The following is a 15,145-nucleotide window of genomic DNA, read 5'->3' as shown; positions in this document are numbered from 1 at the left end:
CGTATCATTTCCTTACATCTTGTATACTTTTATACATAAAGTCCATTGCTTCTGTAACTTTTGTCCCAGGATTAGATCCAAATAAATCAGGTGGCAAAATAACTACGCGGTTTTGTTTTACTGCATCTAAATTTTTCCACGCTTCATTTTTCATCATTTCGCCTTCGAATGCTTTTTTCACACTTTTTGGATCTCCGTGTGTAATTAAATAAATGACATCTGGATTCGCCTCAATAATACGTTCTACACTTAGCTGTGCATATTGTGGATATTCTTTCGTTTCTGGAAAATCAGAAGCAATATTTTTCCCGCCTGTTTTTTCTAAAACATCACCTGATAAAGATGTTGGTAATGCCGCTAAATAAGTACCTGGTGCGCCATACACTAGCAATGCTTTCACATCGCTCTTTTTCTCATATTTCTTCATTTGATCATTGATTTTTTGATTAAGTTCTTTTGCTTTATCTTCTTTCTTCATTACCGTTCCATATAATTCAATATTCTTTTGAATATCTTGTACAGAATTCGCAGAAGAAATGATTACTTTCGTTCCCTGTCCTTCAACCGTTGGCACATTCTTTTGGAATCCATTGTTAGCAACAAGTACATCGGGCTTTAAACTAGCAATTTGCTCAAAGTTCGGTTGATGTGCATTCCCGATTACTTTTGCTTTCTTTAACTCCTCTGGAAGAGTTAATTTCGTATCCGGACGACCTACTACTTTTCCACCTAAAGCATGAATAATATCCATGTCTCCCATACTTAATGTTGCAAAACTTTCTGGTACTTTATCGAATGTTACCTTTCTCCCTGACAGGTCGGTAATTTCGATTTTTTCTTTTCCTTTTTCTGTTTTGGTTGCAGACGCTTTCTCGTCCCCTTTGGCACTGCAACCTATTAACAAGAAAAAAATAGATAAAATCGCTGTAAATAGCGTAATAGATTTTTTCATTCCTTCACCTCTAATTGATAATGATAATCATTAACTACTATTCTACTTTAATTGATAAGGATTATCATTGTCAACATGAAACGCATACATTTTTCTACAAAAAACAAAAAGCGCGACAAAAAGATTCTTTCTTTTCGCCGCGCTCTAGTTAACAATATTATTCACATTCATTTTCCTCTAACTGGTCACGCATCACTTTCACACGCTGAAAGAAAAAGAACGATAAACTTAAAAATATAACGATGCTCCCCATCATAACAAAAAATTGGATTGTCTCTTTTGCTCCATCCGGAATCAACAAGCCAACCATTAACAATGTACTTACAGCGAGAAGAATTTGTCCGAACCTAGTATAATCTTCTATTTTTCCTTGTAATTCTTTCATTATATTCTCACTCCTCCATTTCACTTTATCATATTCTATGAAACTGAAAGACCAGTAAATACAGCCATTCTGGGAGATGTTTTCCAACAAAAAAAGAGCCGCTTTCTGCGGCTCTTTTTTAATCATTATTCACCTTTATATGCTTCCATATAAATTTCTTTCAGCTCTGAAATAAGCGGTAACTTTGGATTAGCAGTTGTACATTGATCTTCAAAAGCTCTTTCTGCTAATACTCCAACAACCTCTTCAAATTGCTCTTTATCTACCCCTTGTCCTGCAATACTCATATTAATATTTAAGCTTTTTCCAAGCTCAATAATTGCTTTGACGAGTGATTCCACACCTTCTGCTACTGAGCTTGCTGGAAGCCCGAGCATTCTCGCAATATGTGCATAGCGTTCATCTGCTACAAAGTGCTCATATTTTGGGAACAATGCGTGTTTTCTTGGCTTAATAGCATTATAGCGGACTACATGCGGCATAAGAATTGCATTTGCACGTCCGTGCGGAATATGGAATTCTGGACCAATTTTATGTGCTAAGCTGTGATTAATACCTAGAAAAGCATTTGCAAATGCCATCCCTGCAATTGCAGAAGCGTTATGCATTTTTTCCCGTGCTTCTTCATCATTTCCATCTTTATATGCTCTCGGTAAATATTTGAATACGAGATCAATAGCTTTTAATGCTAATCCATCTGTATAGTCATTTGCCATAACAGACACATACGCCTCAATTGCATGTGTTAAAACATCCATACCAGTATCTGCTGTTACATGTGGTGGTACTGTCATTACAAATTGTGGATCAACAATTGCTACATCTGGTGTTAATTCATAATCTGCGAGCGGATACTTTATATTATTTTTCTTATCTGTAATAACCGCAAATGGTGTCACTTCTGATCCTGTTCCTGATGTTGTTGGAATCGCAACAAACTGCGCCTTATTTCCTAATTCCGGATATTTACATGTACGTTTTCTTATATCTAAAAACTTCTGTTTAATGCCATAGAATGTCGTTTCTGGATGCTCATAGAATAACCACATTCCTTTTGCTGCATCCATAGCTGAACCACCACCAAGTGCGATAATTACATCTGGCTTAAAGCTTCTCATCATTTCCGCACCTTTAAAGACAGTTTCATCTGATGGATCTGGTTCGACCTCAAAGAAAACTTCAATTTTCACATCATTTGCATGCTTGTTTAAATAGTGCGTGACTGTATCCACATAGCCATGTTCAACCATTCCAGGATCCGTTACAATAAATGCACGTGAAATGTTAGGCATATTTGCTAAATACGCTGTAGCATGTTTTTCAAAATAAATTTTTGGCGGCAATTTGAACCACTGCATATTCTTTTTTCTATTTGCCAGCCTTTTTATATTTAATAAATGAGTCGCTGTTACATTTTGGGAAACTGAATTTTTTCCGTAAGAACCACAACCAAGTGTAAGTGATGGAATAAATCCGTTATATATATCCCCTATTCCACCTTGTGATGAAGGTGCATTTACAATGAGACGGCAAGCTTTCATACGTAATCCAAATTGCTTTTGCACTTCTTTATTTGTAGAATGAATAACTGCTGAATGTCCTAAACCACCGAGGTTCAACATTTCTTCGCAATATGTAAATCCTTTTTCTAATGAATTCGCCTTCACACAGGCTAATACTGGGCTCAGTTTCTCACGAGATAACGGGTATGCTGCTCCAATACCTTGAATTTCAGCTACAAGCATTTTTGTATGTTCAGGAACAGTAATCCCAACTAATTCGGCAATATACTGTGCTGATTTTCCTACAATATCACTATTTACTGCACATGTATTTTCATTTATAACGAGCTTTTCTAATTTTTTTCTTTCTTCTTCTGTTACAAAGTAACAATTGTTTTCGATCATTTCTGTTTTAACATCATCATAGATTTCTTTATCGACAATGATTGCTTGTTCCGATGCACAAATCATACCGTTATCAAATGTTTTCGATAAAATTAAATCATTAACAGCTCGTTTTACATGTGCTGATTTTTCTATATAACACGGTACATTACCGGGACCTACACCTAGTGCTGGTTTTCCAGTAGAGTAAGCTGATTTCACCATACCAGCGCCTCCAGTTGCTAGAACGAGTGCCACACCCTCATGGTTCATTAATTGTTTCGTCGCTTCGACAGACGGTCTTTCAATCCATTGAATACAATGTTTTGGTGCACCAGCTTTCATTGCTGCATCATATACGGTTTTCGCTGCTGCCACCGAACAATTTTGTGCAGAAGGATGAAATGCGAAAATAATTGGATTTCTCGTTTTTATCGCAATCAAAGCTTTAAACATTGTTGTCGACGTTGGATTCGTTACTGGTGTTACCCCAGCTACTACACCGACAGGTTCTGCAATTTCTATTATTTCTTCATGAGGATCTTCGTGAATAATTCCTACCGTTTTATCTTGCTTTATACTATGCCAAATATATTCAGTGGCAAAAATATTTTTAATGCATTTGTCTTCATAGACACCACGGCCTGTTTCTTCAACAGCCAATTTTGCAAGTGGCATATGTTGATCAACACCTGCTAATGCCATTTCATGAACAATGTTGTCAATCTGCTCTTGTGTAAAACTTTCTAATGCTTGTAAAGCTTGTTGACCGTTATTTACTAACGTATCAATCATCTCTTTTACCTCTTGCATTTCATTTATAACTTTCTCTTTGACTACCATGTAAATTTCCTCCTATTCTGTTATCAGGGTCTTTATAAGTCCCTATAGGTCATAATAAGTCCCGATTAGCGAAAAAAAATAGAGTTACCGTCCTACATGAATCCCATTGTTTGTGAAATATTTCACAAGTTTACTCGTGAATAACATTTCATGAATTCAATATACATGAAATCATTTCATTTGTGTATGTCTAATTTGTGAAATATTTCACAAATTAACATAATAAAAATGCACTGCTCCACATTAGCAGTGCATTTTTTATTACGCTAGCGCTTGTGCTAAATCTTCAATTAAATCTTCACCATCTTCAATACCGACAGAAATACGAATTAATGTATCTGTAATTCCTAATTCTTTACGGCGATCTGCTGGGATTGATGCATGTGTCATTTGAGATGGGATAGAAATTAAACTTTCTACTGCTCCTAAGCTTTCAGCAAGTGTAAAGTATTGCAGTTTCTCAAGTACTTTATTTAATGTTTCCTCACTATCTACATCAAACGAAATAATAGCACCAAATCCATTTGCTTGTTCTGTTGCTAATTCATGGTTTTGATGTGATTCAAGACCTGGGTAATATACTTTATTTACTTTTGGATGATTATTTAAGAATTCAGCAATAGCGCGTGAATTCGTTTCATGTTCTTCCATACGAATTCCTAATGTTTTTAAACCGCGAAGTAGTAAGAAGCTATCTTGTGGTCCAAGAATACCTCCTGTTGAGTTTTGTACAAAGTGAAGGTCTTCTGCTAGTTGTGGGCTATTTACCACTACTAGACCTGCAACTACGTCACTATGACCTCCTAAATATTTCGTTGCACTATGAAGTACAATGTCTGCTCCTAAAGAAATCGGCGACTGCCAATATGGCGTCATGAATGTATTATCAATAATTGTTAATAAATCTTTCTCTTTAGCAAGAGTAGATATTTTCTTAATATCAGTAATTTTTAGTAATGGGTTCGTTGGTGTTTCCACATAGATCGCTTTCGTATTTGGACGAATTGCTTCTACAACTTCCTCTAAGTTTGTTGTGTCTACAAATGTATGTTCAATACCGAAGCGGTTTAATACTTTCGTAATAACACGATACGTTCCACCATAAACATCATCTGTTAAAATAACGTGGTCACCTTTTGAGAACAACATAATTGTCGCTGTAATAGCAGCCATTCCAGAACCGAATGCAAATCCAGCATGACCATTTTCTAATACAGCAATCATTTCTTCTAAAGCTGCACGTGTTGGGTTACCTGTACGTGAATATTCATATCCTTGATGCTTACCAACCGCTTCTTGTTTGTACGTACTTGTTTGATAGATCGGTACGTTTACAGATCCAGTTGAAGGTTCTCCTATGCGAATACCATGAATTAACTTTGTTTTTGCTCTCATTTTTTATTCCCATCCTTTGTATATGTCTTTACTTAAATAGCGCTCACTACTATCAGGAAAAATGGTTACAATATTTGTACCTGGTGCTGCCTTCTCTGCCTCAAGTAAACTCGCATGAAATGCTGCTCCTGAAGAGCTCCCAACGAGAAGTCCTTCTTTTTGCGCTAATTCTTTCACTCGTAAAAATGCATTTCGATCAGAAATCGTATGAATTTCATCAAAATAAGATGTCTTCAAAAATGGCGGGATAAATTCCAGTCCAATTCCTTCGGTCTCATGTGAACCAGCCTTACCACCATTTAAAATAGATCCTTCTGGCTCTACGATAACTGTTTTAATATCTATATTTTTTTCTTTCAAATAAGATGCAGTCCCCATAAACGTACCGCCAGTTCCTGCTCCAGCAACAAATATGTTAATCTCTCCATTCAGTGCATCCCAAAGTTCAGGACCTAGTGTTTTGAAATAAGCACGCGGGTTTGCTTCATTCGCAAACTGACTTGGAGAGTATGAATTCGGTATTTCATTTACTAATTCTTTTGCTTTTGCAATTGCACCGGTCATTCCTTGCTCAGTCGGTGTATGGACGACCGTTGCACCTAGTGCTTTCATTAATTCTTGTTTTTCAATACTAAATTTCTCTGGTACACAAACGATAACACGTAAATCATGTTCTAATGCTGCAAGTGCCAGTCCAATACCAGTATTCCCAGCAGTCGGTTCAATAATTGTTCCACCTTGGGTAACAAGCCCTTTTTCTAGCGCATCTTCGATTAATTCTCTTCCTAAACGATCCTTAACGCTTCCGCCTGGGTTATAAAATTCAAGCTTTGCAAATAAGCGGACCCCTTTCGGAAGTGAAAAACGAGTAATTTCTACAATTGGTGTATGACCAATTAACTCATGAACTCCACGATATACATTCATCGTGTTCTCCCCCTTGTTTGCCAATAAAGAAAAGGCAACTGTATGTATTTTCTTTATATGAGACAGTTGCCTTTTTGTTACATTACTTTAACTCTTCTAACACTTTTACGATAAAGTTTGTAGAATGAAGAGCTGCTTGATCTAAAAACTGATCAAATGAAACATTTGATTCTTTACCAGCAATATCAGAAAGTGCGCGAATGATAACAAACGGAACTTCATATTGGTGGCATACTTGTGCGACAGCTGCTGCTTCCATTTCTACCGCATAAAGATTTTCAAATTTATCACGGATGGCTGCAACGCGGTTCGGATCACTCATAAATGAATCGCCTGTTGCAATCATGCCTTTTACAACTTGAATATTTTCTTCAGTTTGCATACATTTCTCAGCTAATGCAACTAACGCCTCATCAGCTTTAAATCCAGGCGGCATTCCTGGTACTTGACCATATTCATAGTTAAATGCTGTTACATCTACGTCATGGTGACGAACTTCAGTGGAAATAACTACATCACCAACGTTTAGAGAATGATGGAATCCACCAGCTGAACCAGTATTAATTACTTTTTCAGGCTTATATTTTTCTAATAAAATTGTCGTTGACATCGCTGCGTTTACTTTACCAATACCAGACTTTAACAAGATTACTTCATGTCCTGCTAATAGTCCTTTCGTAAATTCACAACCTGCAACCGTTTCTGTCTCTGCTTGTTCTAATTTGTCACGTAAAATACGTACTTCTTCTTCCATTGCTCCAATTACAGCAATTCTCAATCTAATCCCTCTTTCTATTGCTTAGTTGCCTCCATTACCCAAACGAAATGATTTAATCTCGTAAACGTTACATGGAAGCCATTGTTTTCAAAAATAGTCTGCATAACTGGAATGCGTGTATAGTATTCCGTTTGCAAATCGTTTGCTAACTGGTGAAAACCTCTTTGTTTTGCTGTTTCAACAGTTTTATCATATGCATCTTGATCTGCAAATATCGTATCAGCAAACACTATTTTACCACCTTTGTTTAGCAATTGACTATACTTCGCAACCGCTACATTTTTTTCATCATCTGTTAAATGATGAAATGCATAGGTGCTTACAATGGTATCAATTGAATTTGGAACTTCAAACGAAAGAAAATCACCTTCTGTAATCGAAAATTCTTTTGGCAATTTCTCTTTTGCAATCATACGCATTTCACGCGACGGTTCTATACCGTAAACTGTGCGGCCAGCAAGTAATAATTTATTTGTTAAATTACCTGTACCGACACCAAATTCTAATACATTACCAAATGACTTGTTAACTACATCCTCTAGAATATCCTCATAATGGGCGAAAACTTCTTTATATTGTATATCTTCGCCTTGTACGAATGAGTCGTACGTATGAGCCCACTCATCAAATAAACCATTAAATTCTGTGCCCATAAAAATTCCCCTTTTTCTTATCGGTTTTATCAGTATGATATTCCCTCTTTCTAAAAATGTCAATTGAAATGTACATGGTATTTCCTTCTTTTCTTTGTTACACTATAGTTGATTACATAGGAGAGGGGCCGTCTTCATGTCATTTACCTTTGAAATGTTAGAAGATAAAGTAGAATTTTTTGAAGCGGGAGACTTAGCTTCTTTAGAACGAAAAATTAGTGAACAAATCGATAATAATAAAGCACTTATGCTTGAAGTTCATCACATCTCACATCAAATGGTTATGGATCCTGAAAGCAAAAGACCGTATTATAGCGCGGTTGTTCATTTTAAATTAAAGAAATTGCGTTAACTAAAAAAGAGAAGCTCCTAAGGAGCTTCTCTTTTTTAGTTTAGAGTTTGAACAAGTACTGGTTTCCAGCCCTCATTGTCTATCCAATCAATATTTACGTAATATCTTTTTCCACTTTGCTTATCTTGAACGTCACCATAAGCTTTACTCTTTCCAGTTTTGTCTCTTCCAACAAAATGGAATACTAATTGCTCCTTCGGTACTTCAATACCTGCAGCAATTGCACTTTGCATCTCATTCCAATCTGATGACCCCTGTTTAAACGTCATCGCTGGTGATGAACCTTGTTCTGTTCCTACAGCTTTCCAAGAAGGTTTTGTATAAGCCTCTTTTGCCTTGGATACAGTTTTTTCAGCTGATACTTTCTCGTTAGCTTTCGCTTCTTCTTCAGCTTTTTTCTTTTCTTCCTCAGCCTTTAACTTCTCTTCTTCAGCTTTTTGCTTAGCTTCTGCTTGCTCTTTTTCTTTTTCTTTTTTCTTAGCAGATTCTTTATCTTCTGATTTTCCAGCTTTCTCATTCTTTGTTGTTTGTTGAGAGACTTTCTTATCAGTAGAAGATGCTTGCTCTTTCGTACTAGGAACGAACAATTGATATGCTACAATAGCTACTAATAGTAATACAATAGCGATTGCAATATTTAAAACACCGTTTTGACGACGTTTTTGTTGTTTCTGTTGGAATCTTGATCCTCCTGCCATTCTCCAAACCTCCATGCAGTTTTTCCTAATTGCTATTGTAACATTAAATCTAGAAAGGTTGAACATTTACAATGATATTTTCATGAAATGAAAACAATTCACTATAAATTGCAAGATTACTTTTCATTCTCCAATTGATAGATTGCTCCTACCATATCTTTAAAAATAGGTGTGACTTTATTCACTTTGTTATCAGTCTCTAGATCAACAACAACTAAAGCATATCTTGGATTCTCATACGGAAAATAACCTGCAAACCAGCGATTCACCCTCGTCCCTTTCCCTGTTTGCGCTGTCCCGGATTTTCCAGCGACACTGAGCGGCAACGAACGGAATGCCGTTCCTGTTCCTTTCTCCCTTGTTACAACGCCTCTTAATAACTCTTGTAATGTTTTCACTGTTTCATACGAAAGCTGTTTTCCATGTAACGTATGGTTCTCAAATGTAAAAAAATCCGCTCCATTTTTATATACTATTTTTTCAACAGCTTTCACTTCCATTTTTTCTCCATTCCTCGCAATCGTCGCCATCATATTTGCAATTGCTAGAGGTGATATACGTACATCTTTCTGTCCAATCGCTGTTTGCTCTACCGCTTTTTTACTATTTTTGTTTTCTTCATTCCCCCAAATAGTAGTGCCTTTTTCTTCTGGCATTTGCTCGAAATGAGGTGTATGAAATACAGAACCTTTCCATCCAACCTTTTCATTTGCTCCTAAAGCTGCTACGTATGTTTCTAGCACCGTCCTATCCTTTTGTAATAGCTCGTTACCTAACTCGGAAAATGTCCTGTTACAGCTCCTAGCAAAGCTCTCTTTGAAGTTAAGTGTACCCATCATAACTTGTGGGTCGTTTTCACCATATAAATCTTTATTACAATTAAATGTCCGATTAAACAAATTTACTTTTTGATCAATGACTGCAGCTGCAACTACTGTTTTAAAAACAGAGCCTGGAAAATGCGGCGTTAACATTTGATTTTCAAGTGTAGTCTTATATAAATTCTTATCTCTTACTTGTAAAGACGGCTTACTGACCATCGCTAATATTTCATTTGTCTTTACATCAAGTAATACTAATCCCCCCTTCTTTATTTCATTTGCTTCAATCACTTCTTCTGCTTTTTGCTGCAACCCTTTATGTAAAGTAGTTTGAATCCTAACTGGGTAAAATGGATTTCCTGGTGAAGTATATTTCGCTTGCTTTCCGAAAATTGGTTCTCCTTGCCGATCTACTTGATACAATACTTTTGCCTCTCCATCAGTCAATAAAAATTCATCAAATGATTGCTGTAATCCTGAAATACCTATCGGCGTTTGTTTTGAAATTTTTTTCACTTCTCCATATCGCTTTTGAAATTCTCTTTCGTTCTCCCCTACATCACCAATTAAATGATTTATCTCCCCAGTTTGTTTTAATCGCACTTCAGCTGCTACAATACCTAATACATGTAATTGATTCACCTTCTCCATCTGCTCTCGTGTCACTCGAAATGGAGCAGTTTCCCCTTGCAGTATAAATGCATTTTTTTTATTTTTCATTTGTCTTCTGATCTCTTGTCTCGACACACCAATGATATGCGCGATTTTCTCTAACATGTCATTTTTTATTTGTAAAAATGGAAAAACAATTAAAACAGGATACTTTTCCTCACCTATTTCTTTACCACTACGATCTATAAACTGCCCACGTCCATCGTCTACTGCAATGTATTGCGTACGTTGCGTAACACTTTTTTCAATTAAATTTATTTTGCGATCAGTAAATGATTCTGTATCTATAATTTGGATTTGAATTAAACGACAAAGCAATAAAAACATAATGCCCATAAAACAAATTAAAACAATTGTAATTCTCCGTTTTATTTTCATAAAAAAACACCTCGTCTATTATAGTTTGGACGGAGTGTTTCATCTTTTATACAAATAAAAAAATCACTCGTTTTTACACGAGTGATTTTTTTATTATTTTACAGAGACAATCTCTACTTGCATTTCCCCGCCTGGTGTTTGGATTGTTACTTTCTCACCAATTTGCTTACCTAATAAGCTTTTTGCGATTGGAGAATCGTTAGAAATTCTTCCTTCAAATGGATCAGCTTCCGCGCTACCTACGATTGTGTACGCTTCTTCATCTCCGTTTGGTAATTCTTTAAATGTTACTGTTTTACCTAATGTAACAACAGTTGATACTTCGCCAGTATCTTTAATGATAACTGCATTACGAATCATATTTTCTAATTGTGTAATACGTCCTTCTACGAACGCTTGCTCATCTTTTGCTGCATCGTACTCAGAGTTCTCAGAAAGGTCCCCGAAGCTACGTGCGATTTTAATACGTTCTACTACTTCTTTACGTCTTACTGTTTTTAATTGCTCAAGTTCGTTCTCTAGTTTTTGCTTACCCTCTTGCGTCATAGGGTATGTTTTTTCTGTTGACATATTTTCCACTCCTTTTATATACCAATCCCCCGAAAAAAAGAGGAGTTCCATATGAAAACTCCTCCGCTTCCATTGTTAGCGGAGGTTTCTAGTACCCTCGCACTAGCGGAGTTGTCACATACAACCCCGTATTTCCAATTCTTCTTTATATAAAGAAGATATGTATGGAAAGTTGATATAAATATGCCCTCACCTATATATAGATGAGGTTGCATGTTTCATTGTATTCGATGGGAAGGGAAAAAATCCCTTCCTACCGTATATCTTTTACTATGCTATTACAAATTTACTTTTTGTTCAAGAATTGTTGCAATTTTTGTCACCATAATATCAATTGCAACATGGTTTTGTCCACCTTCAGGGATAATAATATCCGCAAACTTCTTAGAAGGCTCAATAAATTGATTGTGCATTGGACGTACAACAGTTACGTACTGATCAATAACTGAATCCATCGTACGACCGCGCTCTTTAATATCACGCTGCATGCGGCGCAGAATACGAAGGTCAGCATCTGTATCAACGAATAACTTAATGTCCATCAACTCACAAAGACGTGGGTCTTCTAAAATAAGAATTCCTTCTAAAATAATTACATCTTTCGGCTCAACTGGAATAATTTCTTCTGAACGCGTATGCAATGTATAGTCATATACAGGCTTATCAATTTGCTCATATGCAAGCAACTGCTGCAAATGTTCAATTAACAGATCATTATCAAACGCAAGCGGATGATCATAATTTGTTTTTAAACGCTCTTCCATTGGTAAATGGCTTTGATCTTTGTAATAATAATCTTGCTCCAAGATTAAAATGGAATGACCTTTAAAATGGTCAAAAATCGCTTTCGTTACACTTGTTTTTCCTGATCCTGAACCACCAGCGATTCCAATTACAACAGGCTTATTCGTCCCCATTCGACTACCACTCTTTCTTATTGAAGTATGCTTTTGCGCATCATATTATTCACATACACTGGTTGATCCACTTTGAATTTCACGATTTGCAACGGATGTCTCGCTGCATCTAATTCGTTTCCATCCTCATCCCAAATTTTCTCCACCGTCTGCGTAAAGTTTTCTATTTCTGGTCCAAAGAACTCCACTTCATGTCCTGGTTTGAAATGATTACGTTGCTCAAGCGTTACGATGCCCGTTTCTTCATTATAATCTAACACTAAACCAGCAAAATCATACGTTGTTTTCTTACTATGATTTCCAAACATTTGCTCTTGATGTCCTGGAACCCCTTCAAAGAATGCAGGAGCTGTATCACGATTTGCACATTTATCAAGCTCATCTAACCATTCTTGTTTAAACTCAAAGTTATCCGGATCCGCACAATAAGCATCAATTACTTTACGATATACAGTTGCTACAGTCGCTACGTAATGGATTGATTTCATACGTCCTTCTACCTTTAAACTATCGATTCCAATTTCAATCATTTTCGGAATTGATAAAATTAAATTTAAATCTTTTGGACTCATCGCAAAGTGAGCATCTTCTTCTTGGAATAGAGGAAGCTCTTTTGCATCTTTATGTTGTGATACTGTTTGAACTAAATCATAATCCCAGCGGCAAGATTGGCAACAACCGCCACGATTAGAGTCACGCGCTGTCATATGGTTACTTAGTGTACATCTTCCTGAATATGCGATACACATTGCACCATGGACGAATGCTTCAATTTCAATATCCACTTTGTCTTTAATTTCTTTCATTTCTTCATAGCTTGCTTCACGAGCTAATACAAGACGATGTAAACCTTCTTCTTTCCAATACTGTGCTGCTTTCCAGTTGGATAGTGATTGCTGTGTGCTTAAATGCACCTCAACAGAAGGCGCTACACGTTTACACGTCTCAATGATAAGCGGATCAGCAACGATAATTCCCGTTACGCCAGCTTTTTCAATCCCTTTTAAATATTCCTCTAGCCCGTCCATATTTTCATTATGTGCGAAAATATTTGTTGTTACATATATTTTCGCTCCATATTTCTTGGCAAATTCAACGCCTTCTGCCATATCTTCCAGCGTAAAGTTACCTGCATTCGAACGAAGACCAAATTCTTGTCCACCTAAATATACAGCATCTGCCCCATAATGGATAGCTACTTTTAATTTTTCTAAGTTACCCGCAGGGATTAACAGTTCAGGTTTCTTCACAATAACGCGCTTGCCATCGATCACTCGTGAAATTTCTTGTACAGTCATTTCCTACACCCTCCTCGTTTAGTAAACCGTTTCTTTAAAGAAGAATCCTGTGTCTAACGGACGATTTACTGGTTGCATTTCTTCTATTTCTTTATATAGAGCATCTTTCACGTCATAATACGCATCACGATCTTCTACGCATAAATCAATTGCTTGACGATATTTCTTCGTTACTTCAATAATGTATTCAGAACTTTTTAGTACACCATCGATTTTTAAGCTGTCAACTTCAGCTTCGATTAGTTCCTCTAATTCATCAATGAAACAAATATCGTTCGGACTCATAATATGAGTACCATTTTCATCTTCATAGATTGGATATTTATTATTACGCTCTGGGTCATATAAGAACATATTCTCTTCATATTTTTTCTTTTCAATGTCAAGATTACGTCCTTGATACTCAAAGTAGTTTCCTACTAATGAACGCTTCGATTGGAACATACAAGTCATACCGTGAATTTGTACTTCTAGTTCCACTTCAGCATTTTCTTTTAAATCAACAATTTCATCTAAGCTCAGCTCACGAGCTAATACAGCACGCTTCGCTCCTCTTTGTCCCCAGTAATTACAAGTGAACCAATTCGTTGCTGTCGTTTCTGTATTCCAGTGCAACTGCATATTTGGCGCTACTTCGCGAACAGCCATTAATACTGCTGGATCTCCGAAAACAATTGTATCTACATTTACTTCATTTAAAAATGAAACGTAATCTGTTAATTCTTCTACTTTATCGTTGTGGAACATAGCGTTCATTGCTACGTATACTTTCACACCATTTTCATGCGCAATCTTCACAGTTTGTTTTACATCTTCACGTGAAAACTCCCCTGCTAAACGTAAACCAAACTTTTGCTCACCGATCATTACCGCATCTGCTCCTGCTTTCGCAAGAAGTTCGATATCCGCCACCGCTCTTGGCGTTACTAACAATTCAGGTTTCTTCATACCTTGGTCACCCTCTCTTTTTACTAACAGCTACTCCATCACCAATTGGGAAAATCGTTGTATCATATCCTTCATGGTTCATAAGCCACTCATTGTACGTCTTAATACGACGGATTAAACCACGTGTACGTCTGTTTTCAATCTTCTCTTTTGTCGTTACAAGACCATGGTACATAACATTATCTGAAATAATTACGCCACCAGGATTTAATAACGGTTCATATAAGTCAAAAAAGCGACGATACTGTCCTTTTGCTGCATCAATAAAAATAACGTCAAATGTCCCGTGTTCTTTTACTTGTTCACCTGTCTCTAACGCATCACCGTAAATAACTGAAATACGATCTGTTACTGGGGAACGTTCTATATATTCAAGTGCTTTTTCATATCGCTCACGATTGCGCTCAACTGTCACAATACGTGAATTTGGAATAGCTTGCATCATACGAATACTAGAATAACCGATTGCTGTTCCAAGTTCTAAAATGCTTTTCGGTCCAATTAAACGTAAAAATTGCAGCATAAATTCCATTCCAAGTCGATCCATAATCGGCACATGATTTTCTGTTGCATATTCTTCCATTTCAAGAATTAATTTATCTTTCGGATTAATAAATGATAATAGGTACTCGTTAACTGCATCCTCCATAAATGGTCCTCCTTATTTACATG

Annotated in this window: 15 protein-coding genes; 1 reads left to right on the top strand and 14 read right to left on the bottom strand. The window is 36.5% G+C overall.

The features are described from left to right. Positions 1-4 precede the first annotated feature (4 nt). The 7 genes from H6481_RS00295 to H6481_RS00265 form a co-directional block, all read right to left on the bottom strand. Entirely contained in the window at positions 5-952 is a 948-nt protein-coding gene (locus H6481_RS00295) for an ABC transporter substrate-binding protein (RefSeq protein WP_016080223.1), read from the bottom strand. A gap of 157 nt (positions 953-1,109) precedes the next feature. Next, positions 1,110-1,337, bottom strand: a complete 228-nt coding sequence (locus H6481_RS00290) for a YrhC family protein (RefSeq protein ID WP_000661454.1) — start codon at positions 1,335-1,337, stop codon at positions 1,110-1,112. Between the two features lie 125 nt (positions 1,338-1,462). Then, on the bottom strand, positions 1,463-4,066 hold the full coding sequence (gene adhE / locus H6481_RS00285) for a bifunctional acetaldehyde-CoA/alcohol dehydrogenase (RefSeq protein WP_182810894.1): 2,604 nt from the start codon (positions 4,064-4,066) through the stop codon (positions 1,463-1,465). A gap of 261 nt (positions 4,067-4,327) precedes the next feature. After that, on the bottom strand, positions 4,328-5,461 hold the full coding sequence (locus H6481_RS00280) for a bifunctional cystathionine gamma-lyase/homocysteine desulfhydrase (protein ID WP_001201921.1): 1,134 nt from the start codon (positions 5,459-5,461) through the stop codon (positions 4,328-4,330). A 3-nt stretch (positions 5,462-5,464) separates the two neighbouring features. Further along, positions 5,465-6,388 (bottom strand): O-acetylserine dependent cystathionine beta-synthase, encoded by a 924-nt coding sequence (locus tag H6481_RS00275; RefSeq protein WP_001103877.1) that lies wholly within the window; start codon positions 6,386-6,388, stop codon positions 5,465-5,467. Positions 6,389-6,470: 82 nt separating this feature from the next. Beyond that, positions 6,471-7,166 (bottom strand): 5'-methylthioadenosine/S-adenosylhomocysteine nucleosidase, encoded by a 696-nt coding sequence (gene mtnN, locus H6481_RS00270; RefSeq protein WP_001217027.1) that lies wholly within the window; start codon positions 7,164-7,166, stop codon positions 6,471-6,473. A 14-nt stretch (positions 7,167-7,180) separates the two neighbouring features. Beyond that, positions 7,181-7,819 carry a class I SAM-dependent methyltransferase gene (locus H6481_RS00265; RefSeq protein ID WP_000536323.1) on the bottom strand — a complete coding sequence of 213 codons (639 nt, stop codon included), beginning with the start codon at positions 7,817-7,819 and terminating at the stop codon, positions 7,181-7,183. A gap of 136 nt (positions 7,820-7,955) precedes the next feature. On the opposite strand from H6481_RS00265, the gene H6481_RS00260 reads away from it, so the two are divergent. Further along, the gene (locus H6481_RS00260) at positions 7,956-8,171 is read left to right on the top strand and encodes a YrzA family protein (protein WP_000010984.1); all 216 of its coding nucleotides are present in this window, start codon (positions 7,956-7,958) and stop codon (positions 8,169-8,171) included. 35 nt (positions 8,172-8,206) lie between these two features. Here the strand turns inward: H6481_RS00260 and H6481_RS00255 are convergent, their stop codons facing one another. The 7 genes from H6481_RS00255 to H6481_RS00225 form a co-directional block, all read right to left on the bottom strand. Further along, the gene (locus tag H6481_RS00255) at positions 8,207-8,869 is read right to left on the bottom strand and encodes a YrrS family protein (RefSeq protein ID WP_086390441.1); all 663 of its coding nucleotides are present in this window, start codon (positions 8,867-8,869) and stop codon (positions 8,207-8,209) included. A 116-nt stretch (positions 8,870-8,985) separates the two neighbouring features. Beyond that, on the bottom strand, positions 8,986-10,740 hold the full coding sequence (locus H6481_RS00250; protein ID WP_000695143.1) for a penicillin-binding transpeptidase domain-containing protein: 1,755 nt from the start codon (positions 10,738-10,740) through the stop codon (positions 8,986-8,988). Between the two features lie 93 nt (positions 10,741-10,833). Further along, complete coding sequence (gene greA / locus H6481_RS00245; protein WP_000102591.1) at positions 10,834-11,310, bottom strand: transcription elongation factor GreA; 477 nt, start codon at positions 11,308-11,310, stop codon at positions 10,834-10,836. A 278-nt stretch (positions 11,311-11,588) separates the two neighbouring features. Further along, the gene (gene udk, locus H6481_RS00240) at positions 11,589-12,227 is read right to left on the bottom strand and encodes a uridine kinase (RefSeq protein WP_000537080.1); all 639 of its coding nucleotides are present in this window, start codon (positions 12,225-12,227) and stop codon (positions 11,589-11,591) included. A 17-nt stretch (positions 12,228-12,244) separates the two neighbouring features. Then, positions 12,245-13,525: a U32 family peptidase gene (locus H6481_RS00235; RefSeq protein WP_000217961.1), complete on the bottom strand. Its 1,281-nt coding sequence runs from the start codon at positions 13,523-13,525 to the stop codon at positions 12,245-12,247. An 18-nt stretch (positions 13,526-13,543) separates the two neighbouring features. Next, on the bottom strand, positions 13,544-14,473 hold the full coding sequence (locus H6481_RS00230) for a peptidase U32 family protein (RefSeq protein WP_182810892.1): 930 nt from the start codon (positions 14,471-14,473) through the stop codon (positions 13,544-13,546). A gap of 7 nt (positions 14,474-14,480) precedes the next feature. Beyond that, positions 14,481-15,122 (bottom strand): O-methyltransferase, encoded by a 642-nt coding sequence (locus tag H6481_RS00225; protein WP_098379465.1) that lies wholly within the window; start codon positions 15,120-15,122, stop codon positions 14,481-14,483. Positions 15,123-15,145: the final 23 nt, after the last annotated feature.

This window comes from Bacillus sp. ME78 (assembly GCF_903970865.1).
In the GTDB taxonomy this organism is placed as follows: Bacteria; Bacillota; Bacilli; order Bacillales; family Bacillaceae_G; genus Bacillus_A; species Bacillus_A cereus.
This window is presented reverse-complemented; position numbering and strand designations above follow the sequence as displayed.

Excerpts from the sequence above, each read along its gene's own strand:
- H6481_RS00295 (WP_016080223.1), bottom strand. The coding sequence starts at position 952 with ATGAAAAAATCTATTACGCTATTTACAGCGATTTTATCTATTTTTTTC.
- H6481_RS00290 (WP_000661454.1), bottom strand. The coding sequence starts at position 1,337 with ATGAAAGAATTACAAGGAAAAATAGAAGATTATACTAGGTTCGGACAA.
- adhE (WP_182810894.1), bottom strand. The coding sequence starts at position 4,066 with ATGGTAGTCAAAGAGAAAGTTATAAATGAAATGCAAGAGGTAAAAGAG.
- H6481_RS00280 (WP_001201921.1), bottom strand. The coding sequence starts at position 5,461 with ATGAGAGCAAAAACAAAGTTAATTCATGGTATTCGCATAGGAGAACCT.
- H6481_RS00275 (WP_001103877.1), bottom strand. The coding sequence starts at position 6,388 with ATGAATGTATATCGTGGAGTTCATGAGTTAATTGGTCATACACCAATT.
- H6481_RS00265 (WP_000536323.1), bottom strand. The coding sequence starts at position 7,819 with ATGGGCACAGAATTTAATGGTTTATTTGATGAGTGGGCTCATACGTAC.
- H6481_RS00260 (WP_000010984.1), top strand. The coding sequence starts at position 7,956 with ATGTCATTTACCTTTGAAATGTTAGAAGATAAAGTAGAATTTTTTGAA.
- H6481_RS00255 (WP_086390441.1), bottom strand. The coding sequence starts at position 8,869 with ATGGCAGGAGGATCAAGATTCCAACAGAAACAACAAAAACGTCGTCAA.
- H6481_RS00250 (WP_000695143.1), bottom strand. The coding sequence starts at position 10,740 with ATGAAAATAAAACGGAGAATTACAATTGTTTTAATTTGTTTTATGGGC.
- greA (WP_000102591.1), bottom strand. The coding sequence starts at position 11,310 with ATGTCAACAGAAAAAACATACCCTATGACGCAAGAGGGTAAGCAAAAA.
- udk (WP_000537080.1), bottom strand. The coding sequence starts at position 12,227 with ATGGGGACGAATAAGCCTGTTGTAATTGGAATCGCTGGTGGTTCAGGA.
- H6481_RS00235 (WP_000217961.1), bottom strand. The coding sequence starts at position 13,525 with ATGACTGTACAAGAAATTTCACGAGTGATCGATGGCAAGCGCGTTATT.
- H6481_RS00230 (WP_182810892.1), bottom strand. The coding sequence starts at position 14,473 with ATGAAGAAACCTGAATTGTTAGTAACGCCAAGAGCGGTGGCGGATATC.
- H6481_RS00225 (WP_098379465.1), bottom strand. The coding sequence starts at position 15,122 with ATGGAGGATGCAGTTAACGAGTACCTATTATCATTTATTAATCCGAAA.